The organism is Sedimentitalea xiamensis (assembly GCF_030164465.1).
In the GTDB taxonomy this organism is placed as follows: Bacteria; Pseudomonadota; Alphaproteobacteria; order Rhodobacterales; family Rhodobacteraceae; genus Sedimentitalea; species Sedimentitalea xiamensis.
This window is the reverse complement of sequence record NZ_JASNJE010000010.1, coordinates 80,803-102,991: the sequence shown is the minus strand read 5'-3', so window position 1 is coordinate 102,991 and position 22,189 is coordinate 80,803. Positions and strand designations below refer to the sequence as shown.

The following is a 22,189-nucleotide window of genomic DNA, read 5'->3' as shown; positions in this document are numbered from 1 at the left end:
GGAAACGCCATGTCTGACCGGTTCATCGCCTATCCCTTCGCCCTTGGCCCCCGGCTCGCCCGGATGGACGTGGCGCAGCAGCGCGAAGGCATCGCCGAAACCCCGGACCCGGACGCGCATCTGCGCGCCAAGATCGTCGCCATCCTGTTCACCGCCCCCGGCGAACGGGTGATGCGCCCCGGTTTCGGCGCCGGGCTCAGCCGGTCGGTGTTCGAGAACCTGTCCCCATTGGCCCGGATGGCGGTGGAATACCGGGTCCGCGAAACCCTGGACCGCGATCTCGGCCCCGAGGCGATCCTCGAGGACGTGGAGGTCCGGTTCGATTCGCCCGAAGGCGCGGTGCTGATCGCCATCGACTACACCCGCCGCGCCGACCGCAGCCAGAACCGGCTGGAGATCGTGCTGTGAGCGGGCCGGGCGCATATGGGCTGGTCTGGGACCAGGCGGAGATCGGCAGCGGCGGCTGGCAGGGCATCGAGGCGCTGAACTTCACCGACCCGACCCCGGCGGGGATCGCGGCGGAACTGCGGGTGCAGCTGATCCGGCCCGCCGACGGCCTGCAACCGGGCGACCTGCTGCTGCGCGGTCCGGACGGCCCGGCCCCGGCCTTCACCGTCTCGGTCGGCGACGGCGACACGGTCATCCTGGTGCGGTTCGCGCAGCCCGCCGCCGGGCGTCTGCCGCGCGGGCGGCACCGTGTCACGCTGGACTCCGGCGGCGCGGACCCGCTGCACCCGTTCTTCGCCGGCGGGGTCTTCGATTTCTACATCGACTGCCCGGCCGGGGACTGCCGCCCCGACATCGCCCCGGAGGCACCCGCGACCGGCCCCGACCCGGCCATCGACATGGCGACCAAGGATTACGCCGGGTTTCTCAAGGTGGCGCAGGACTGGGTGCGCGCCACCGATCCCAACTGGTCCGACCTCGCCCCCGCCTCGATCGAGGCGACCCTGATCGAGGTGCTGGCGCATCACGCCGAGATGCTGTCGATCCACCAGGACCGGGTCGTGCAGGAAGCCTTTGTCGACACCGCCCGCGAACGGATCTCGCTGACCCGGCACGCGGCCTTCCTGGGGCTGGAGCTTGACCAGGGCCGGACCGCCGGGACCGTCGTGGCGATCGACGTGGCCCAGGCCGGATACCTGCCCGCCGGCACGCCGCTGGAACGGCGCGAACAGGGCGGGCGCGTCACCACCCGGTTCGAAACGCTGGACGCGGTGTTTCTGGACCCGCGCTGGAACGCCGGGCTGGCCGATCCCGCCGACGGATCCGGGCTGCTGGCGGCGGCCTGGCCCGGCGCCGCCGACGCGGTGCTGCCGGCGGGCAGCACCGGGCTGCTGGTTCTCGGCTGGGACCGCGGACTTGCGCCGGGCCAGCGGATCGCGCTGGTGCAGGGCGCGCGCACCCATGTGGCCACCCTGACCGATCTCATCGAATTCGAGGCGCCGGGCTGGGCGGCCCTGCCGTCCGATCCGCCCTCGGTCGCGCCGGTGCAGGTCACGCAACTGTGCTGGGACGCGCCCTCGGCGGTGGCGTTTCAGCCCTGGTCCGACGCCTCCGGCCTGCCGCTCCTGATCAGCGCCAATGTCATCGGCGCGCGGCATGGCGAAACCCGCATCGCCGCAACCGATCCCGAGGCCGGGATGATCGGCTTCGGCAGCGGACGGCGCGACCTGGTCAGCGCCAGCGATACCGCCACCGGCCAGGTGCTGCTGCGCGCCCTGCGCACGCCCGAGGGCGAGGTGCTGATGGACCCCGGTCCGCCGCCGCGCCCGGCGATTTCGCTCACCGTTGGCGATGCCGCCTTCACCTGGCAGCCGAACCTGCGCACCTCTTCCGGCTTTGACCGGCATTTTTCCACCGAACGCGACAGCGACGGCTCCGTCTGGCTGATCTTCGGCGACGGGGTGCGGGGCCGCGCCCTGCCCCTGCAAGGCGTTGCCATCGTCGCCCGCTACCGGCGCGGAGACCCGGCGGCCGGCAACATCGGGGCCTTCGCGCTGAATTCGGTCGGCCGGTTCCCGGACGGGGATTCGCGAAACGACGACATCGCGGCGCTCGCGGTCATCGCCACGACCAACATCACGGCGGCCAGCGGCGGACGCCGTCCGGTATCCGCCGAGGTGGCGCGCGACCTGATCCCCGAAAGCATCCGCCACCCGGCGCTGGAACGCTGCGTGACGCCCGAGGATTACCGCCGCGCCGCCGAAACCGTTCCGGGCGTGGCGCAGGCGGCGGCCAAGCCGCTCGGCGGGATCTTCAACACCATCGCGCTGCTGGTCGCGCCCGAAGAGGGCGACACCCTGCCACCGGAACTTGCGGATGCGGTCTGGGCGCATGTGGACGGGCTGCGCATGGCCGGGCGCGAACATGTCGTGCGCCCGCCCGACTACGTGCCGCTGGACATCGCGCTGCTGCTCTGCCCGGCTGACGGGGCCGGCGCCGGGGCGATGCGCGACCAGGCCCGCGCGGCGCTGGTGCCGGGCACCGCCGCCCGGCCCGGCTTCTTTCACCGCTCGCGCATCGGTTTCGGCGCCGAGGTGCGGCTCGCCGACATCCTGGCTGCGGTGCAGCGCCAGCCCGCCATCGGCGCGGTGCGGGCGCTGGCCTTCCGCCCGCTGCTGGACGCCGGCCCCGACCCGGTGCGCCGCGCCATCCGGCTCGGCCCGACGGAGATCGCGCAATTCGCCGGCAACGACGCCCGCCCGGACCGGGGCCGCCTGACCCTGCGCATCCAGGGCATCGACCCGGTCGATCCGCCCGCCGCCTTCGTCGTCGGCGGCCCCGCCCCCGAACCCGCGAAAGAGACCACGCCATGAGCCGTCCGCCCATCCCCCGTGCCGCGCCCTCGCCGCGCGGCATCGACACCGAACAGGGCCAAACCGCCTATTTCGGGCCGCGCTTCGCCGATCTGGTGGCGCTGGCCGAGGCGCTCGCCCGCGACCCGGACGGGGTCGCCGTTCCCGGCAGCGCCGACCGGCTCGCGCCCGGCATCGTGGAGATCCCCGGCAAGGACCGCGGCCTCGCCCGCACCCTGGTCGAGATCCCGGCGCTCTTCGCCCATATCCTCGGCGAACACCAAAGCCACTACGCCGCCGAGGCCTTCCTTGGCACCGCCACCCGCGCCGACAGCCTGATCCGGCATGGCCGCAAGCTGGCCTATGTGCCCGATCAGGGGGTCGCGGCCACCGGTCTTGCGGTCTTCACCGTCAAGCCGGGACTGTCGGGCGAGGTGCCGGCGCATTTCGCGCTTCAGTCCGAACCCAAGGGGGCGATCAAGTCCCAGACCTATGAAACGCTGGAAGCGGCAGAGGTCAGGGCCGGCTGGAACGAGATACGGCCGGTCGCGGCGCGCCACCCGACGCCGGTGGTCTTTGACGGCGACCTGGTGACGCTGCCGGTCACGGCCCCGCCCGGACTCGCGACGGGCGACATCGTGCTGCTGCGCGGGCAGGGCAAGAGCGCGGTCTGCGAGGTGGTCGAGAGCATGGCCCGGTCGCTGCGCCTGCGCCGCCTGTCCCATGCCGGCGAAAGCACCGGGACCTGGCCTCCCTATTCCGCCAGCGATCCCTATGTCATCCTCGCCCGCCCCGACACGGTGGCCCGCGTGTTCGGCCATGCGGCCGACCCGGTCACGTTCCCGCCGGCCCAGGTCGCCGACCCGTCGCTCTACGTCACGCCGACCGCCACCAGTCCCAACAGCCGCGGCTACAGCGTGACCGGGGTCAGTTCCGGCAGCTATGCGCCGGGCGACAGCCTGATCCTGGCCGAAGCGGTGGACGCGCCGGAACCGGGGGCGGAGATCGCTCTGGTGCGCGGCGCGAACACCCGCCCGCTGGTCGTCACCCAAAGCCGCGAGGCCGCGGTCAGCTTCCGGACCGGCGCCCTGCTCGCGATTCCGCAACCGGATCCGCCGCCCGCGAACTTTCCGACCACGCAGCTGGTGGAACGCAGCGTCAGCGCCCGCGCCACCCTGCTCGACCTCGCGACCACCGGCGGCAGCGCGCTCGGCTGGACGAGCCTGCCGCTGGACGGCACGGTCTACATGGGCTGGACGCGCAGCATCGCCGTCGCCCCGGATCAGCCGAACCCGGCGCCCCTGACCGCGACCGTGGTGCTGGATGCCGACCTCGACGGCATCGCACCGGGCCGGCAGGTCATCGTCCGCCGGGTTTCGGACGAGACCGCCGCCGCCGCGGCGATCCAGCGGCTGGATCCCGTCGCCACGGGCTGGCAGGTCATCCTGGGTTTCCGGGACGGGGCGGTGGCGTCGTCCTTCGCCATGGGGGACGTGGTCATCCACGCCAACGCGGTGCCGGTCAGCCACGGTGAATCCACGGCCGAGGTGCTGGGCACATCCGACGGCGTGACCCCGCATCAGGAATTCCCGCTGAAGAAACCCGGCGTCACCCGGATCAGCGACGCCACCGGCAGCCGCCTGGAACTGGAGGTGCGGGTCAACGGCGTGCTCTGGGACCTGGTCGACGATTTCCACGCCATCCCGCCCGAAGGCCGGGTCGCGGCGGCCCGCGCGGACGCGGACCAGCAACTTACGCTCCGCTTCGGCGGCGAAGGGCGCGGCGCGGTGCCGCCGTCGGGCACGCGCAACATCACCGCCGAATACCGCAGCGGGCTGGGCCGCATCGGCGATGCCGAAGCCGGGCGGCTGACGCGCATCCGCAAGGCGTCGCCGATCCTCGGCGGGGTGACGAACCCGCTGCCCCTGTCCGGCGGCGCCGATCCCGCCGGGCCGGACGACATGCGCCGCCAGGCGACGCGGCCGATCCTCACCTTCGACCGGGCGGTGTCCCTTCAGGACCACGCCGATCTGGCGCTGCTGTTTCCGGGTGTCGCGCGGGCCGCGGCGCGCTGGCTGGACCGGGGCGCGATCGAACTGATCGCGGCGGACGCCGCCGGGGCCGCGCCCGCCGACAGCGCCGGCCTGCGCGCCTTTCTCGACGCCCGACGCGATACCCAGATCCCGCTGGCGCTGCTGACGCCGCAGCCGGTCGACATCGGCCTGACCCTGCGGGTGGAACGCGACCGGGCATGGCTGGCCGACGCGGTGCGCCAGGCGGTGCGCGACCGGCTGCTGTCCGCCGATCCCGACGCCCCCGGCCTATTCACCTTTGCGGCGCGGTCGTTTTCGCAGCCGCAGTCGCTCTCGGGCCTCTACAGCCGGATCCTCGACCTCGACGGCGTCACCGGTGTCGAGGCGGCCCGCTTCGCGATCCTGCCGGGAACCGGCGTGGCCGACATCCTGCACGCGACCGACCGGCAATGGCTGCGGCTCGGCGCCAGCGACCTCGTGACCGACGTGGTCGATCCCGGCGCCCTGATCCCCGATCCCGACGGAGGCGCGGCATGACCGGCTATCGCTACGATCCCGACCAGCTGGCCCGCACCGCGGCGCTGCTTTACGCGCACCTGCCCGCCTATCTCAAGGCGCAGGACGAAAAGGCGGCGGGGGCGACGCCGCCGGGCGACCGGGACCTGCGGGCCTTCGTCGACGTGCTCGCCGCGCCGCTGGCCGCCCTGCGCCAGAGCATCGAGGAACTCCAGGCCGATGTCTTCGTCGATACCGCCGGCGACGCGATGCTGCCGCTGCTGGCCGAAAGCATCGGCCTGGACCTCGTGTTCGGCGACCCCGAAGCCAACCGGCGCGACCTGTCCGGCGCGGTGGCCCGGCGGCGGCGCAAGGGAACGCCGGCGATGCTCCAGGATCTGGCGCGCACGCTCGCCGACCGGCTGGTGGCCAGCAACGAAGGCTGGAAACTGGTGCAGATCACCCAGGACCTGAACATCCTGCGCCTGTCGCGCACGACGCCCGACCTGCACCCGCCGTCGGTGGCGGAACGGATCGGCGGACCGCTGGAAACCCTCGCCAGGACCGTCGATCCGCGCCCGATCACCGCGCGGTCGGGCCGCGTCCACCCGCGGCACATGGCCCATTGGACCCACCTGACGCAGCTTTACCCGCTGCACGGGGCCAGCCCGCACCGCCTGCCGGACGGGGCCGGCGACCTGCGCTTTGCCTTTGACGCGGAAAACGCCTGGCGCGCGCTCAGGGTGCGGACCACCGGCGTGCAGGACAGCCTGCGCAGCGACCGGGTGCCCGAACAGATCTTTGCCGAACGCCCCGGCGACTGGTTCGGACGCGACGGGCGGTTCGCGGTGCGCATCGCCAACCTCCCCGCCGCCGCCGCCGCGGAACCGGCGCTGCGCACGGCCCGCCTGCGCCCGGCGGGCGAACCGCTGCTCACCACCGCGCCGACGATCGAGGTCATGGAGTATGACGGCGCCCGCACCTCGGGGCCGGTGGAAATCGCGCTGATGGCGGCGCCGCTGTCGGGCAGCCTGCCGGACGCCGCCGCCGCGGTGCGCCGCGCCGCCATCGAGATCGACCTGACAGGTCCGGTCGCATCCGCCGGCCCCGACGGGGCCGCGCCGCCGGATGCGGTGGCGATGCTGCGGCTGACCACCACCGGCGGCGCGGCCAGCCGGTCCTTTGCCGGGGCGGTGCTGCGCGTGACCGGCGGGCTGCTGCGGGCGCGCCACGCCAGCGCGGTGGCGGAACTGGCGCAGGAAGGTTATCTCGCCGGGGCGCTCTACCTGCGGGTTCCGGCGCTGCGGATCACCGGCAGCCGGTGGTTCTATATCGGCGCGGACGGGTCGCTGCACCAGGCCGCGTCCGGCGGCGCGGCGGGGATCGACCTGCCGATGGCCGGCGGCGACCTGCCCGCCCGCGCCGTCGCCGCAGCCCCCGTCGGCCCGGTGTGGCCGGAAGCCCCGGCCACGGCGGAACGCCGCCCCTTCGCCGCGCCGCTGGCCGCGCCCCATGCGGCGCCGGTGGTGCTGCACGGCGGCCGCGCGATGCGCCCGTCGGGCAATTCCGACATGGGCAACGGCCAGACCTCGGCGCTGGTCTTCGCGCTGTCCTTCGCGGCGCTCGGGCGGCAGTTCCGCCCGATGCTGCGGCTGGTCTGGAACGGGGGCGATCCCGCCGCCGGAACCTGGGAGGCGCTCGGCGCGGACGGCAGCCCCGTCGCCGACCTGCCCGCCCGGATGGCCGAACTGGCCGATATCGTGCAGAGCAACCCCGCCGATCTCGCCCTCGCGCTGCGGCTGGAAAGCGAGCGGGCGAATTCCTGGCTCAGCCCCGCCGAGATCGGCTTTACCGGCCATGACGGGCGCGCGGTCCTGATCCACACGCCGCAATTGCGCGCCGATGCCGGCGACCTGCCGTCCTGGCCGCGCGGCCCCGCCCCGATCGTCGCCCACAGCGCCGCGGTGCAGGTCGGGCGCGACGGCTCCACCTGGACGGCGGGCACCAATATCCTGCGCCGCCGCGCCTTCGGGCAGGCGGTGCCGCTGGCCGGGCCGGTCGCGCCGCAAAGACGCATCGCGCGCTGGCGCAGGCTGTGCCCCTGGCAGAACGAATCCGGTGCCGACGTGCTGGACCCGACACCCCCCGGACGGCTGGATCTCGACCCCCGGTTCGGGCTCTTCGCCTTCGCCGCGAGCGAGGAACCGCAGCCGCATCCCGCCGGGCCGGTCGCCGCGCCCGCCGCGGTCAGCGTCGACATGCAGGTCGGCGCCAGCATGGCCATCGGCGCGCTGCCCATCGACCATGACCGCGCGCTGGCCCGCGCGCCGGAGCCGCCGACACGGATCGTCTCCGCCGCCGGCCATCTCGGACCGGGGGCCGCGCCCGGCCTGGCCGGGCAGACCCTGCACCGGACGCTGGACGATGCCTTTGCCGCAATCCTCGCCGATCCGCTGCCGCGCGAGATCGTCGAGATCGCGGAGTCGCGGTTTCATCCCGGCCAGACCCTGACCTGGCCCGACGGCCCGGACGAACTGATCCTGCGCGCCGCGCGCGACACGCTGCCGGTGATCGAGATCGCCGCATCGGTGCCCGGCACGCTGCGCTACGGGCGGCTGGAACTGACCGGGCTGGCCCTGACCAGCGCCGCTGCGCTGACGCTGGACCTGCCGCAGGCGCAGCGCCTGGCGCTGAATTTCGTGACCGTCCGCCACCCGGACCTGGCGCTCGCGGTGCATTTCTTCGAAGACACCGGGGTCGAACGGATGGACGCCCGGAACGCGGTCCTCGGACCGCTGCTCCTGACCGATCCGGGGCAGATCGTCCTGGCCGACTGTATCCTGGACGCCGGCGCCGACGGCGCGGCCGATGCGCTGACCGCGCCACGGGCCGACCTGACCATGGACCGCTGCACCGTTCTGGGCCCGGTGCGGGCGCAGCAGGTCGACATGTCCGACAGCATCCTGCGGCACCCGGTCTTTGCCAGCGAACGGTTCGAAGGCTGCATCCGCTATTCGATGCTGTCGCCCGGCGGGCAGACCCCGCGCAAGCACCGCGTGGTCCGCGACGTCTTCCCCCGTTTCGTCAGTCTCGACCGGCGCGACCCGGCCTATCTGCGCCTGCGCGGCGCAACCGACAGCCGCATCCTGACCGGGGCCTCGGACGGGGCGGAAATGGGCGCGTTCAACCGCGCCCGCATTGCCGAAATCGAACGCGCCGTCAGCCGGCGGCTTGCCGAACACACCCCCGCGGGTCTGCGCACAGGGCTGATCCGCGAGAATTGACAGGAAGGAAAGGTGGCCCGCCATGAAGGGAGATTTTACCAGAGGCTTCAACCCCGACCGCAAACGGGGCCAGTCCTACCGCCGGGTGCTGCTGCAACAGGGCCGGGCGCTCCTGGATTCCGACATCGCGGCGATGGGCGACGCCATCGACACCGGCCTGCGCGACACGCTGCGGATGACCGCCTGCCATGCCGGCTCGCCCGATCTCGGCCTGCTGGTCACGCCGGGGCGGTTGCTGGCGCAGTTCGACGGCAACCTCGGCAACGCCTTCACCCTGTCCGGCACCGCCGAGGCCGTGCGCGACTACGGGCACAAGTATCTCGACCGGCTGCCCGGCCTGCGGATCGGCGGCGCAGGCGGCGCGGTGACGGTCGCGCTCTCCGCGCCGCTGCCGGCGGCGACCGCGATCCGGCTCTGGGTGCGGGCCGACAACGGCGGCGCCAGCGCGACGCTGAACGGCACCGCCATCGCGCTGCCGGCGGGGCCGGAGTTCCAGGCGATCGACACCACCGCGTCGGGCGCGACGCTGACCCTCTCTGTCGATCCCGCCGCCCGCTACTGGGTCGCGCTGATCGAAACCCGCGCCAATGCGGGCCAGACGCCGGTGCTGCACTGCGCTCCGGGCAGCTATGAAATCGACGGCCTGCCGTTTCGCACCGGCGGCGGCGCCTGGCCCGCCCTCGCCGATCCCGCCGGCGCGGCGCTGGCCAGCCAGGCGCAAAGCGGTTCCGACACCCGGCTCGTCGCCTATGTCGAAGCCTATGAACGCCACATCACCGCGATCGAGGACGCGGGCATCCTGGAAACCGCTCTCGGCGGCGACATCGACACCACCACCCGCACCCGCACCACCCACCAGGTCAAGCTGGCCCGTGTTGGCGCGATGACGCCGGAGGCGATCGCCGCCGCCTTCGCCCGCTCGGACCTGCCCGGCGGCACCGTGCGGCTTGGGGTGGCCAATGAAACCGTCACCCCCGATCCCTGCGACCTGCCGGTGCCGGGCGGCTACACCGGACCGGAAAACAGGCTCTACCGGATCGAGGTCCATGGCGACGGACCCGGCGGCGCGACCCTGTTCAAATGGTCGCGCGAAAACGGCTCCGAACTCTTCGCGGCACGGTTTCCCGACACGCTGGTCATTCCGGCCCCGGCCAGCAGCCTCGTGGTGCAGGCCGATGCCGACCTGCGCGACGGCGACCTGGTCGAATTGCTCAGCGACGCGACGGAGCTGGGCGACGACGCCCCGGCCACCCTGTCGGCGTCCGGGCTGCGCCGCCCGCGCCGCGCGGCGGGACGGCTGCTGCGCCTGTCCGGCGGCGAGGAGATCACCGGGTCGAACCGGATCTTCGATCTCCTGGACCCGGTGGACGAAACCCCCGTCACCGATGTGGACACCGGCCGCTTCGGCGCCGCCGGGCTGAAGATCCGCCGCTGGTCCGGGCTGATCCGGCACACGGCGGACGGCGTTCACCCGCTGGAACAGGGGATCGAGGCCGACATCGCGGGCAGTTTCGAACCCGGCGACTGGTGGCAATACGAGGCGCGCACCGGCGGCGCCAACGCCAACGGCCCGACCCGGCCGGAGCCGCAGGGGCCGGAACGCCTGTTCGCGCCGCTGGCGGTGCTGCGCCAGACCCCGGCGGGACAGCCGATGCTGCTGGAAGCCTGGCTCGACAGCCGCTTTCCGCGGCTCTGCGCGATCGAAGCCGACGACGTGTCCTATGACGGCGGCCGCGTCGGCAGCGACTCGGGCACGGTGCAGGAGGCGCTGGACGAACTGTTCGAACGGGCCACCGGCGGCTGCGGCGACATCCCGGTGCCGGAAGGGGCGGATATCCGCGACTATATCGACGCGATCCCCGATGGCGGCGACGCGCGGCTCTGTCTCGGGCCGTTCACCCGCGATATCCCGTCGGTGATCGAGGTCGCCAACAAGGGCCATATCACCATCACCGGCATCGGGCTGGGCAGCCTGCTGCAAACGCAACGCCCGACCTTCCGGTTTCGCGACTGCCGCGCCGTGACGCTGCAGGATTTCACGATCCGCGCCTCCGGCACCGGGGCCAGCATCCTGCGGATCGAGGATTGCGGCGCGGTCGACATCGACCGCGTCACCATCCTGTCCGCCGCCGAAGCGCCGCACGGAACCGCCGCGATCCGCATCGACGCCACCCGCGACGGCGCGATCCGCTATGCCCGCCTGCGCGACTGCCACCTGCTGCTGGGGCTGAACGACACCGGGGTGCTGTCGCTGGGTGTGCTCGACCTGGCGGTCAAGGATTGCGAGATCGTCACCCGCGACGCAAGGATGTCGGTCCGCGACCGGATGGCCGATGACGGCTTCGCCTCGCTGGTCGGGCGGGTGTTCCTGAGCCAGCTCAGCTTCAACGTCGACACCAATATCTTCGTCGGCGGGTCGGATGTGGATCTGGACTATGGCGGCGACGGGCGGCGCGGCGTGGCGCTGGCCGGATGGGGCCGCCTGCCGGTGCGGTTCTCGACCCATGGCGAAATGCGCGCCTTCCAGTGGGACCGCATCGCCGCCGCCAACCCCACCGGCATCACCCCCGCCACCCAGGCCCATATGCGCGCCCATGTCCGCCGGGTGCGGCGCGGCATCGCCCGCTTCGCGCTTGGTCTCGCGCCGGGCAACGTGTCCGTCCCCACGCTGGTCAGCGGCATCCTGCGCCAGATCGGGTCCGCCATCGCCGAATCCGCGGATACGGTCTATGGCCATGCCGGCATCGTCGTCGCCGCGCCGCGCGGCCCGGTCCGGCGGGTCGCGGGCGATCCGTCCGACGCCGCCACCGATCCCTTGGCGCAGACCGTGCAGATTTCCGGCAACCGGATCCGCGGCTTTTACCAGGGCGTGCGGGTGGGCGCATCCAGCGCCGCCACCGGCGGCCCGTCGGGCCGGGTCGCCCTGTTCCGCGACGTGGAGGTCGACGGCAACCGCATCGACCTGACCCTGCCGATGTTCGAACGCAGCCGCTGGGGCATCTTCGTCGGCTCCTCGGTCAGCGTCTCGGTGCGCAACAACCGCGTGACCAGCACCCACACCGTGCCGCAGGACGACGTTCTGCGCCCGCTGTCCCCGACTGACGGCATCCGCGTCTGGGGCCATTTCGGGGCGATGGTGCAGATCGAACGCAACACCTGCCTGTTCACCACGAACGGGGTGCGCTTCCGTCCGCTGACCCCGCTGCACGACCCGGCCCGCACGGTCTGGAAAGTGTCCGACGGTGGCGCGGCGGCGGCCCTGCCGACCAGCGGGTTCGCCGGGCCGGGCCGCGCGGAAATCGTCGAAATTCCGACCTGACGGGGGGACGGCATGACAGGAAACACTGGCAGGACAACGGCCTTTCTGATAGGATCGTGGCGTCACGTGTCTGGCAGCGGTTCGCAACATAGTGTTTCGTGTAAGGATAACGTGATTTTATGGTACACAGGGTTCAAATCCCTGAGTGAGGGAAAGCACTGCTTTCCCTCAAAACCGTTCTGGCACAGGGGTTTGCCAGACATCCGGGTGGGCGGACCATGACCCGCGGCCACACCACCGCACCCACGGCCGCGCAACCGGCGCAGGCCGCCGCGAAGGCGCCGGCGAAACCGGCGCCCGACCCGTTCGGCGCGCGCGAAATCGGCGCGCTGCAATCGAGCCTGACCGGCGGCTCGGCCCTGCCAGTTTCGACCCGCAAGCGGCTTGAAACCAGTTTCGGCACGCGCCTTGCCGACGTGCGGGTGCACACCGGAGGCGCGGCGGCCGCGGCCACCGACCGGTTGCAGGCAGACGCCTTCGCCAGCGGCCGCGACATCGCCTTCGCGCCGGGGCGGTTCCGGCCCGGCACCCCCGGCGGCGATCATCTCATCGCCGAAGAGGTCGCCCATGTGATCCAGCAGCGCGGCAGCGGCGGGCAGGTGGTGCAACGCCACGCCGCCGTGTCCTCGGCCAGCGACGGCGCCGAAACCGCCGCCCGCGCCGCCGCCGACAATGCGGTCGCCGGGCGGCCGGCCAACCTGTCCCTGACCGGGCTGACGACGCGGGGCCGGATCATGCGGCGGGCGCGCGCCGGGGCCGGTCCGCTGTCGCCGGTGGTCGCCCTGCCGACGAACGGTCTCGGCGCGACCCGCGCCGGGCCGGTGCCGGTCCTGACGCCGGTGATGACCTCGACCCTCAGCCCCGCCGGGGGCAAGCTGGTGGACAGCGCCGCCCGCAGAACCGCCGGCACCGCGTCCCGGCCCGACGCCCCCGCCAAGGCCCCGGACGAAGCCCAGACCGCACAGGGCGGCGCCCAGACCGCCGCATCGGCCCCCAACGTGATGACCGCCGGCAGCGCCGCGGGCGCCGGCGCGACCCCGGCGCGGGCCGAACCGCGCAAGGACCGGCAAGCCGCCGACCGCAAGCGCGAGGGCCAGGCCGGGGACGGCGCGGGCGAGCGGGCGGACCGCGACCGCCAGACGCAAGCCGAACCGGCCCCGGCCCGTGGCGGCGCGGGTGGCGGCGGCACCTTCGGACGTATCCAGGGCGACCGGGGCGCGGCGCGGGCGGCGGCGGCGCAACGGCGGCTGGACGAACGCGCCGACGCCCTGTCCACCAACGAAGGCGCTTCCGCCCGCATCGGCGCGGCCCAGGCCGCCGCCGCGCCACCGCCAAACGCCGCCGAAGCCGCCGGCCAGCAGGGCCAGACCGCCACGCTGGAACAGGCCGAGGTGCCCTCCGGCGATCCCGCCGCCGCCCGCCAGGCCCTGCGCGGCGCGATTTCATCGACCACGCCGGGCAGCATCGAGGATCTCGAAAACTTCGCCAGCCCCGGAGGCGCCGGACGCCGCCAGCCGCTGGCGGACGCCATTTCCGGACAGGCCGAGGCGCAGACCGCCCCGGTGCGCCAGACCCTGTCCGCCGTCGACAACCCGCCGCTCGGCGCGCCCCCCGCCCCCGCCGTGCCGCAGCCCGACCCCCTGCCCGCCCCGGCGTCGGCCGACCCGGCCTTGACCCAGGCGGTGCCGCCGCCGGTCAACGAAGAGGCGCTGGACGCCACCGAATTCCGCGCCCAGGCCGACGCCGCGCTGGCCGAGCACGACGCCGGCGACGAGACCCTGCAAAAGGCCGACGAAGGCCCGCTGCGCGAGATCGGCAACGACAAGACCCGGCTTGACGACAAGGTGGACCAGGCGGCGGACCGCGCCCGCGGCACCGAAACCCGCGCCCGCGACGCCGCCGGCGCCAGCCTCGCCAACGCCCAGACCGGCGCGCAGGCCGACATGGACGCGGGCCGCACCGCCGGGCAGGCGACGGTCAGCGGCGAACAGACCGGCACCCGCACCGCCGACGAAGCCGCCGAACAGACGCTGGCCGACCAGATCACATCGACCTACCAGACCGCCCAGACCGAGGTGAACACCCGCCTGTCGAGCCTGACCACCGACGCGGTCGCCAGTTTCCGCGAACGCCAGGCGGCGCGGCTGACCGCCTTCGCCAGCGGCGTGCGCAGCGACCTCGCCGATCTGAAGCGGCGGCGGTATTCCGGGCTGCGGGGCGCGGCGCGCTGGCTGCGCGACGCCATCCTGTCGATCAATTCGGTGCCCGAGGTGCAGCGGCTCTACCAGCGGCACCGGGACCAGTATATCGCCGATATCGACGGGCTGATCGCGCAGATCACCGCCGATATCGACCAGACCATCACCGATTGTCGCGCGACGCTGCGCACGGCGCGCGAAACCATCGACCAGCTTGTCGCCGACAATGCGACCGGCATGGACGAAACCGCCCAGGCCGCGCTGGCCCGCGCCACCCAGGGCTTTGCCGAGATGGAACAGCGGATCACCGCCGCCGGCGAGGCCGCCAAGCAGGCGCTGGCCGCCGAACGGGACCGCGCGATCACGGAAATGGACGCGGAACTGGACCGCATCCGGGCCGAGAACGCCGGGCTGGTGGACAAGCTCGCCAGCGCCATCGCGGCGCTGGCCGCCGCGCTCGGCCAGTTCATGCGGCTGATGACCCGCGTCACCCGCATGGGCATCGGCGCCTTCCTGTCGGCGGGGCTGTCCCAGGCCGGTGACGGCATCCGCAACAACCTGTGGGACCAGCTCCAGGGCGCGTTCCGGCAATGGATCTTCATGAAACTGCCGGTGCTGCAGGTACTGCTGGCGCTGCCGCCCAACTGGTACGAAATGCTGACCGGGCTGGCGATGAACATGATCGGCCTGTTCACCGACAACCTGCCGGCGCTGCTGCCCGGCATCGGCGCGGCGGCGATGATCTGGCTGGCCACCACCCTGGCGACCAAGCTGATCCCCGGAGCCGGGGCGATCATGGTGGTGATCGACGGCATCCGGGGGGCCTATGCGCTTGTGCAGTCCCTGTTTTCCGCCGCCTCGGCGTTCTTCGAATTCGTCATGCAGGTCGCCAACCGGGGCAATGGCGCGGTGGCCTTCGCGCGGGCGCTGGCCTTTGGCATCGTGGCGGCGCTGGACGCGGTGCTGACCTTTCTCGGGGTCGACCGGCTGATCCGGCGCGTCGTCGGGGCCATCGCCCGGCCGTTCGGGCGGATCATCCAGCGCATCGCCAGCCGGTTCCGTGCCCTGATGGACCGGCTGAGGCGGCGCAGACGCCGCCGCGCGCCGGGCCGGCGGCGGCGCGACGGAGGGCGCGGCGGCAATGCCCGCAACCGGGCGCGGTCGCGGGCCAGGGCGGACCGGCGCAGCAACCGCCGCCGCAGGGCCGACCGCGACCGCAGGCGGGGCCGCGACAACCGGGGCCAGCGCCGCGAAAGCGCCGCCGACCGCCGCCGTCGCCGTCAGCGCGAACAGGAGCGCCGCCGCGCCGAACGGCTGCGCCGCGCCGTCGCCGCGCTGCGTCCGCGCATCGGCAGCCTGCTGGCGCGGGGCGTCAGCCGCATCCGCCTGCGCGCGCAACTGGCGATCTGGCGCATTCGCTACCGGATCCGGGTGCTGGCGCTGCAGGGGCGCGGCAGCAGCGCCCGCGTGGTCGCCGCCAACAGCCCGCCAGAGACCGTGCGGCGGGTAATCTCGGGCAACGAGGAAGGCGTCTACCGCATGGTGCATGACATCGGCCGCGCCCGGTTCGCCCGCGCCCGTGGCCGCAACGCGCCCGGCGCGCAGCCCAACATCCAGCCCGGCGACGACCCGAGCCAACTGGGGGCGGCGCTGCGCGACCGGGGGCCGGGGCAGGTGGCGACACAGCCCGGCAACAGCCAGCGCCTGCAGTTTCGCGGCGACGCGCCGATGCAGGTCGGCAACACCCCGATCATCGGGCAACAGGGCGGCGGCCGGGTGTCATCGCCGGACTCGGTCGGCAACATCATCGTCCCGGCCCTTGGCCGCTATCCGCAGATCACCCAGTCGCTGGCGCAGGCCGGCTTTTCCGGCCCCGGCGTCACCGCCGCCGTCACCCAGGCGCTGCGCACCGGCAGCGGCCCGCCGGTGATCCAGAACCTGATCGGCGTCATGTTCGGCGCCGAACCGGGGCGGCGACCGATTGCGGCGGCCACCTCGCCGCTGGCGCTGATGGCGATGCAGACCACGCCCACGGCCCGGCTGTTCGGCGATCCGGCGGGCGGGCGCGTCCGGGGGGACATGTTCGGCCCCGACATGCTGGACCCGCAGCGCCGCACCCGGCGCGGCCTGCAATCGCCGGGCGGCGGCATCTATCCGGCCTCCGCCATGGGCGCAGCTCCTGCGGGGCGGCGCACCGACGCGCGGATCATCGACGGGCGCAGCTTCCGCGAAGGCACCGCCATCGCCAACCGCAGCCGCGCCGACCTGTTGCGCACCGTCGAACTGGTGTATCAGGCAGTCCGCATGATGGACTTCAGCGACACCGCCGGCCTGCGCCGAGAAATCCTGCAACTGTTTGACCGGTTCGACCGGGCGGCGGGGGTCAACCCGTGACCCATCGCCTTTTCGCCATCGGCCCGCTGAACGGCACCGACGCGGCGCGCGGCCGGATCGCCTATTTCCTGTTTCCCGGCCTGCCGGAGCAGCCGTCGATCTTCGGCAACGGCCTCGCCGAGGTGCTGCCACGGTTTCTCGCCGGGGTGGATCCTGCGGACATCCTGGCCGAACCGGCACTCAAGGAGGACGCGACCGCGCTCGGCCTCGCCGTCGCGCCGCTCGACGGTGCCACCCGCAGCCTGCTGGGCGGCATTGCGCTCGACATCGCCCTGCCCGGCGCTTTCGCAGAGGTGCGCGACGACGCGCTGATCGACGCCTTCGCCGAGGCCGCGCGGGACTACGCCGCCGTCCGGCCCGAGACATGGGCCGAACCCTTTCGCACCCTGCGGCTGGACTGGGACGCGGCGGGCCCGACACAGACCGCGCGCGTGACCCAAGGGCCGGGGCTGGCGATCCTCGACGCGGACGGCGGCGATCCGGACGACCCGGCGGCCTTTGACGGGCTGGGCATGGTCTTTGCGCCGGGCGAAGCCGCGTTGTGCGATGCGCTTGGCCGGGCCTACGGGCTGAACGCGGTGCCTGAACCGTTCCGCCTGCGCGCCGGTGAAAAGCAGCCGGTGGACGATCCCGATCTGGCCTGCCTCACGGCGGCGCTGATGGCCGTTGCAGCCCTACCCCTGCGCCCCGGCGCGACATCCCGCGGCGCGGCAGAAATGGACGGTGGAACCGGTTGCGCCGTGACCGCCCGTCACGCCGCGACGGTCCAGAACCGGTAACGGTCCTGCCCGGTGATTTCCCGGATCAGCCCGCACCGGGTGAACAGGGCCAGGTTGCGCCGCGCGGCGGGGCGCGAACAGCCCGCGGTTTCGGCCACCAGTTCCGCCGACACCACCGGAAACCGGGTCAGCGCGTCGATCAGCGCCGGCGGGGTCTTTCCGGACAGGTCGGCGGTCGCAGCACCGGCCCGCGCGGCCCAGTCGATGAGCCGGGCCAGGTCCCGCAGGGCGGCCAGCGCCCCTGCCTCCGCCGCCGCGAGGAATTGCGCCAGACGCGCCTGCACCGCCTCCGGCCCCGGCGCCAGCGCGCCCCGGTCCAGCCGGTGCCCGACCGCCAGCGGCAGGAATGGCGCAAGGCCACCCGCCCCCACCAGCATCGCCGCCACGGCGGGTTCCAGCAGGTCGTCCCAGGGGGTCAGCGCTTCGCCGCGCCAGACCGCGAACCCGTAGGCCGCGCGGGTCAGCGGGTGCAGGTCCGCCAGTGCCGCGACCGCAGCGGCCCAGCGGTCGCCCAACAGGTCGAGTTCCGCGCCCACGGGCCGGTCCTCGCCCGGCGGCGCCTGCGGGTTCTGCACCGTGTCGCGGCCAAGAAACCCGTGCAGCCCGTCCAGCGGACCGGGTGCCCCGGCACCGCCGCAGAGCCGCCGCACCGCCCAGCCGGCGCGGGCCAGGTCGCGGGCGCTGTCATCGGCCCCGATCCGCAGCACCTGGTAGAGCGCGATCTGTTCCGGCGGCAGCCAGGTGCCTTCGCCATGCAAGGCCGCCGCCACCGACCGCAGCGCGATGCGCCGGACGGCCCCCTCGGGACAGCGGCGCAACCGCTCTCCGAACCGCGCCACCGCCTGCGCGGCGTCGAGCAGGCCGCGATAACAGCGCGCCTCCGCATCGCGCCAGAGATCCGGGTCAAGGCTCGCCTGCCGCGCCGCCATCGGCCAGGGCATGTCGGTCGGCGCGCTGTCTTCCGGCGGCGGCGCGAGAAACCACAGATCCGCCTCCGCCGGCGGTTCCGCGTCGAAGATCGACGTCCGGCCGATCCCGTCTTCGTAAATGTCATCCGTACGCTTGGCCATGTAACGATCATTATTCGATGATTATGCTCGCTACTAGAGTAATTTTCTTTGGTCGTAATTATACACGATAAGATACTGTTATCATGTTTCTGGACTTTGAAGCCGATCCGGCGCAGATTGACCGGCATGACAGCCCCTGCGCCGCTCCTTCCTTCGCACGTGCCGACTCTGTCCAGGGCGGATCATGCGGCGCTGCACGATCTCTATGTGCGCGGCACGCCCGAGAACACGCTGCGCGCCTATGAGCGCGACATGATCTACATCACCGCCTGGAAAGCCGCCCGGTTCGGCGCCGCCCCCGGCTGGCCGGAGGCCGACAAGGTGGCGCTGGCCTTCGTGCTGGATCACAGCCGTGACCTGTCCGGCGGCCCCGAAGACGACCCGGCCCGCGCCGCAGCACAGGCCCTTGTCGCGCGGGGTCTGCGCCGGGGGCTGGCCTGCCCTGCCCCGGCGACGCTGGACCGGCGCATCGCCAGCTGGCGGGCCTTCCACCGGATGAAGAACCTGCCCAGCCCCTTCGAAAGCCCGCTGATCCGCCAGGCCCGCGCCAAGGGACGCCGCGCCAATGGCCGCGCCCCTGCCCCCAAATCGGCGCATCCGATCACCCGCGAGGTGCTGGAAACCCTGCTCGCCACCTGCCATGGAACCCGGCGCGATTGCCGCGACCGGGCGGCGCTGATGCTGGGCTGGGCCAGTGGCGGACGCCGGCGCAGCGAGATCGTGTCGCTGATGCGCGCCGACGTCGGCCTGAAGGAGTTTGCCGCCAAGGGGCTGGTCTGGATCGCCCTGACCGGCACCAAGACCACCGCGCGCGGCGCGACACCGCGGCTGGTGCTGAAAGGCCGCGCGGCGCAGGCGCTGGTGCACTGGATCGAGGTCGGCGGGATTTCCGACGGCCCGCTGTTCCGTCCGGTGTCACGCGCCGACCGGGTGTTGAAACGGGCGCTGTCGCCCGATGCGATTTACCAGATTGTCCGGCACCGGCTGGCGCTGGCCGGCTACCCGCCGGATTTCGCCACCCCGCACGGGCTGCGCAGCGGGTTCCTGACCCAGGCGGCGCTGGACGGCGCGCCGATCCAGGCGGCGATGCGCCTGTCCCTGCACCGGTCGATGGCGCAGGCGCAGAAATATTACGATGACGTGGATATCGCCGAAAACCCGGCCGCGGACCTTCTGGGCTGATCTGTCCCCGCGGGGACAGATCCGGTCCCGCCCCCTGCCCTAGCCGCGATCCGCCGCGTCCAGACTGTCGAAAAACGCCTGCACCGCCGCTTCGAGCCGCTGGCGTTCCAAGCCGCTGAAATCCCGTTCCAGCCGCAATTCCACCCGCCCATCGGCGGCGGTGCACTTGGCGATGCCTTCGGGGCGCGACAGCCGGAACGTCGTCTTGGCGGATTTCTGCGCCACCGTCTTCGGCCGCGCCGCCTTGGCGGACAGGAACCCGTTCAGCAGCCGCAGCTCGTCTTCGGCGCTCCGGTCCGGTTCGCTTGCCAGCACCGCCGCCAGTTGCCGGATCTGCGCCGGCTGTTCGTCGATCCGCTTGAGCAGGTTCAGCCCCAGCGCCCGCGGCAAGGCTTCGGGATATTTCAGATGGTCCCCGATCTGGCCGATCAGCCGCACGAACAGCTTGATATAGCTGCGCCGCTGCCGCCCGGAAGACGCGAACAGCAGTTCCACCGCCCGGTCATAGCTTTCCACGTTGGGATCCTCGGCGCGATAGGCCATCGCCAGCCGCGCCATTTCGCCGAAACTGACCCCGCGCCGCACGAGGTTTTCATCGACCATGCGCCGGTAGAGCTTTTGCAGTTCCTCGCCGCCCGCGTTCAGCCCCGACGGGATCTTCGCGAATTGCGCGTCGCCGGTTTCCTCGAAAAGTTCGCGGAACGCGGTCAGGCGGCGGTATCCCTGGATCAGTTCGTAACCGTCGGCCAGCTTTTCCACCCGGATCGGATTGGACAGTCCGATGCTGCGGATCGAAGTCTTGAGTTCGTCGATTTCCGGATCGCGGCCCGGCGCGCGATCGCGGGTCAGCTTGCCGGTGCGGATCGCGTCAAGCGGGATCAGGTCGGTGATCAGCCCGGCCTTTTTCAGCCGCACATGTTCATGTGCCAGCGCATCGTTTTCCGCCCGGATCGCGGTTTCCGCCGCCTGCCTTGCAGTCAGCGCCTCGGCGTTTTCGGTAATCGCGGTGGCCATCGGCCCGCGCCGGGTTTCGGCTGTCCCTGCAGGGACAGCGGCGGCGGATTCGTCGAATTCGATGTCGAACACGCGTCGTTTCTTGGTCATGCCTCAACCTCCTCGATATGGTCCCAGGCGGCAATCAGGTGGCCCTTGAATTCGTCATAGGCCTGATCGAAAGACGCCCGTGCGCGCCGCCATGTCTCGCGTGTCATGTCGCGATAGTCGATTTCATAGATCGAGCTGAGAAACCGCCCGGACTGTTCCACCGCGCGGGTCATCTCGATCGGATGCTGCACGACCCTATCGCCGAAAACCTTGACAAAGGCCGACTGCATCGCGCGGTGCAGTTCGTTATTGGGCTCGTAACGGGTCAGCAGGAACCGGATGTCGGCGAATTCCTTCGGCAGTCGCAATGTCCCCGCGGGGACAGAGGCGCCGAACCGGCCCAGGTCCTCCAGCGCCTCGGCCAGCTGGCCGACGAAGGAAGTGGTGCTGTCGTATTCCCAGTAGCCGGGACCGGAGGGCACATAAAGCACGTCGGCGGCGAAGACCGCGTTCATCGACTGATACCCGATGGCGGGCGGGCAGTCGAAGATGATCATGTCATAGGCATCGTCGGGCAGGGCGTCGAGATAGCGCGACACGGCGGCGAAGAACGACCATTCCGGGTTGAGATGGCGATACTGCGCGCTGGCGAATTCGACAAAGGCGGCGTTGGCGCAACTGGGGATGATGTCGATGGTCGGCCAGCTTGTCGGCTTGATGAAATCGGCGATGCGCAGATCGGCCAGGCCCATGTCGGTGATCGACGCGGGCAGGCGGCGGCGGGGCAGGGCGGCGCCGCTTTCGGCCCCCTGGGCGGCGCTGTTCATCCGTTCGGTCTCGTGGATCAGGTCGCGCGCCATGATGCCCCAGACGGTGAACTCCTCGGACACGTCCGACAGGCCCATGGAATGGCTGAGCGTCGCCTGCGGGTCGAAATCGACGCAGAGCACCCGGTAGCCGTCGAGCGCCGCCGCATGGGCGAAATGCAGCGCCACCGTGGACTTGCCCGACCCGCCCTTGAAATTGGCGATGGCGGCGCGGATCGCCCGGCGCCCGGCGGGGCGGGGCGGCATCAGCGACTTGCGGTTGACCTTGAGACGGCGGCGCAGCTCGTTCACCTCCTGCAGCGTATACCAGCGCTGGCGTCCGTCCTCTTCGACCGCGCCCTGCGGCAGCGACGGGTCCGCCGCCATCCGGCCGCGCATGGTGGACTGGTTGACGCGAAAGATCAGCTCCGCCACCTCCCAGCTGGAAAACCGCCGCAGGGTCTTTTCCAGTTCGGGGGAATAGGTCTGCTGACGAATGAATCCCTGCATCTTCAGCGACTGGGTCTGAAGCTGCGACAGGTCCTGGTGTGTGAACATCTTGCCTCCTGTCCCCGCGGGGACACTTGTTCCGCTCTGGTTGTTTTCCCGTTTTTCTGATTTGCCCGAAACGCCGGGACGCTAATTCGGATTGTCTTCCTATTTACGTTGATTTGCGAATTTTGGCAAACCGGAATATCATGGAAAGAGGGATTTCCGATTTTCCGCGAAACCCGTTGAAAACAAGGGGCGCGGCAGAGGCCGGGCGATTCGGAAACGCCCACGGTGC

11 protein-coding genes are annotated in these 22,189 nt (G+C 72.0%); 8 read left to right on the top strand and 3 right to left on the bottom strand.

The features are described 5' to 3' along the window. Nucleotides 1-9: 9 nt before the first annotated feature. The 7 genes from QO034_RS10480 (at nucleotide 10) to QO034_RS10450 (ending at nucleotide 17,300) form a co-directional block, all read left to right on the top strand. On the top strand, nucleotides 10-408 hold the full coding sequence (locus QO034_RS10480) for a GPW/gp25 family protein (RefSeq protein ID WP_284485481.1): 399 nt from the start codon (nucleotides 10-12) through the stop codon (nucleotides 406-408). After that, nucleotides 405-2,819, top strand: a complete 2,415-nt coding sequence (locus QO034_RS10475) for a baseplate J/gp47 family protein (protein ID WP_284485480.1) — start codon at nucleotides 405-407, stop codon at nucleotides 2,817-2,819. Before QO034_RS10480 ends, QO034_RS10475 begins: the two co-directional genes overlap by 4 nt. After that, the gene (locus tag QO034_RS10470; RefSeq protein ID WP_284485479.1) at nucleotides 2,816-5,368 is read left to right on the top strand and encodes a baseplate J/gp47 family protein; all 2,553 of its coding nucleotides are present in this window, start codon (nucleotides 2,816-2,818) and stop codon (nucleotides 5,366-5,368) included. Before QO034_RS10475 ends, QO034_RS10470 begins: the two co-directional genes overlap by 4 nt. Further along, nucleotides 5,365-8,610 (top strand): hypothetical protein, encoded by a 3,246-nt coding sequence (locus QO034_RS10465; RefSeq protein ID WP_284485478.1) that lies wholly within the window; start codon nucleotides 5,365-5,367, stop codon nucleotides 8,608-8,610. Before QO034_RS10470 ends, QO034_RS10465 begins: the two co-directional genes overlap by 4 nt. 22 nt (nucleotides 8,611-8,632) lie before the next feature. Continuing rightward, a complete protein-coding gene (locus QO034_RS10460) occupies nucleotides 8,633-11,929 on the top strand; it encodes a DUF6519 domain-containing protein (protein WP_284485477.1) in 3,297 nt (1,098 codons plus the stop codon). 218 nt (nucleotides 11,930-12,147) lie between these two features. After that, complete coding sequence (locus QO034_RS10455) at nucleotides 12,148-16,521, top strand: eCIS core domain-containing protein (protein WP_284485476.1); 4,374 nt, start codon at nucleotides 12,148-12,150, stop codon at nucleotides 16,519-16,521. Continuing rightward, nucleotides 16,518-17,300 (top strand): hypothetical protein, encoded by a 783-nt coding sequence (locus QO034_RS10450; RefSeq protein ID WP_284485475.1) that lies wholly within the window; start codon nucleotides 16,518-16,520, stop codon nucleotides 17,298-17,300. Before QO034_RS10455 ends, QO034_RS10450 begins: the two co-directional genes overlap by 4 nt. Here QO034_RS10450 and QO034_RS10445 read toward each other — a convergent pair. After that, the gene (locus QO034_RS10445) at nucleotides 17,273-18,370 is read right to left on the bottom strand and encodes a helix-turn-helix domain-containing protein (RefSeq protein ID WP_284485474.1); all 1,098 of its coding nucleotides are present in this window, start codon (nucleotides 18,368-18,370) and stop codon (nucleotides 17,273-17,275) included. The two genes, QO034_RS10450 and QO034_RS10445, sit on opposite strands and share 28 nt — an antisense overlap. Before the next feature lie 126 nt (nucleotides 18,371-18,496). On the opposite strand from QO034_RS10445, the gene QO034_RS10440 reads away from it, so the two are divergent. After that, nucleotides 18,497-19,552, top strand: coding sequence for a tyrosine-type recombinase/integrase (locus QO034_RS10440; protein WP_284485473.1), 1,056 nt, complete (start codon nucleotides 18,497-18,499; stop codon nucleotides 19,550-19,552). Between the two features lie 39 nt (nucleotides 19,553-19,591). On the opposite strand, the gene QO034_RS10435 is transcribed toward QO034_RS10440, so the two are convergent. Then, nucleotides 19,592-20,656: a ParB/RepB/Spo0J family partition protein gene (locus tag QO034_RS10435; RefSeq protein ID WP_284485472.1), complete on the bottom strand. Its 1,065-nt coding sequence runs from the start codon at nucleotides 20,654-20,656 to the stop codon at nucleotides 19,592-19,594. Beyond that, nucleotides 20,653-21,960 (bottom strand): AAA family ATPase, encoded by a 1,308-nt coding sequence (locus QO034_RS10430; protein WP_284485471.1) that lies wholly within the window; start codon nucleotides 21,958-21,960, stop codon nucleotides 20,653-20,655. The genes QO034_RS10435 and QO034_RS10430 overlap by 4 nt, the downstream gene beginning before the upstream one ends. Nucleotides 21,961-22,189: the final 229 nt, after the last annotated feature.

Bases quoted from the DNA above. Each gene is read 5' to 3' on its own strand.
- QO034_RS10480 (WP_284485481.1), top strand. From the start codon at position 10: ATGTCTGACCGGTTCATCGCCTATCCCTTCGCCCTTGGCCCCCGGCTC.
- QO034_RS10470 (WP_284485479.1), top strand. From the start codon at position 2,816: ATGAGCCGTCCGCCCATCCCCCGTGCCGCGCCCTCGCCGCGCGGCATC.
- QO034_RS10465 (WP_284485478.1), top strand. From the start codon at position 5,365: ATGACCGGCTATCGCTACGATCCCGACCAGCTGGCCCGCACCGCGGCG.
- QO034_RS10460 (WP_284485477.1), top strand. From the start codon at position 8,633: ATGAAGGGAGATTTTACCAGAGGCTTCAACCCCGACCGCAAACGGGGC.
- QO034_RS10455 (WP_284485476.1), top strand. From the start codon at position 12,148: ATGACCCGCGGCCACACCACCGCACCCACGGCCGCGCAACCGGCGCAG.
- QO034_RS10445 (WP_284485474.1), bottom strand. From the start codon at position 18,370: ATGGCCAAGCGTACGGATGACATTTACGAAGACGGGATCGGCCGGACG.
- QO034_RS10440 (WP_284485473.1), top strand. From the start codon at position 18,497: ATGACAGCCCCTGCGCCGCTCCTTCCTTCGCACGTGCCGACTCTGTCC.
- QO034_RS10435 (WP_284485472.1), bottom strand. From the start codon at position 20,656: ATGACCAAGAAACGACGCGTGTTCGACATCGAATTCGACGAATCCGCC.
- QO034_RS10430 (WP_284485471.1), bottom strand. From the start codon at position 21,960: ATGTTCACACACCAGGACCTGTCGCAGCTTCAGACCCAGTCGCTGAAG.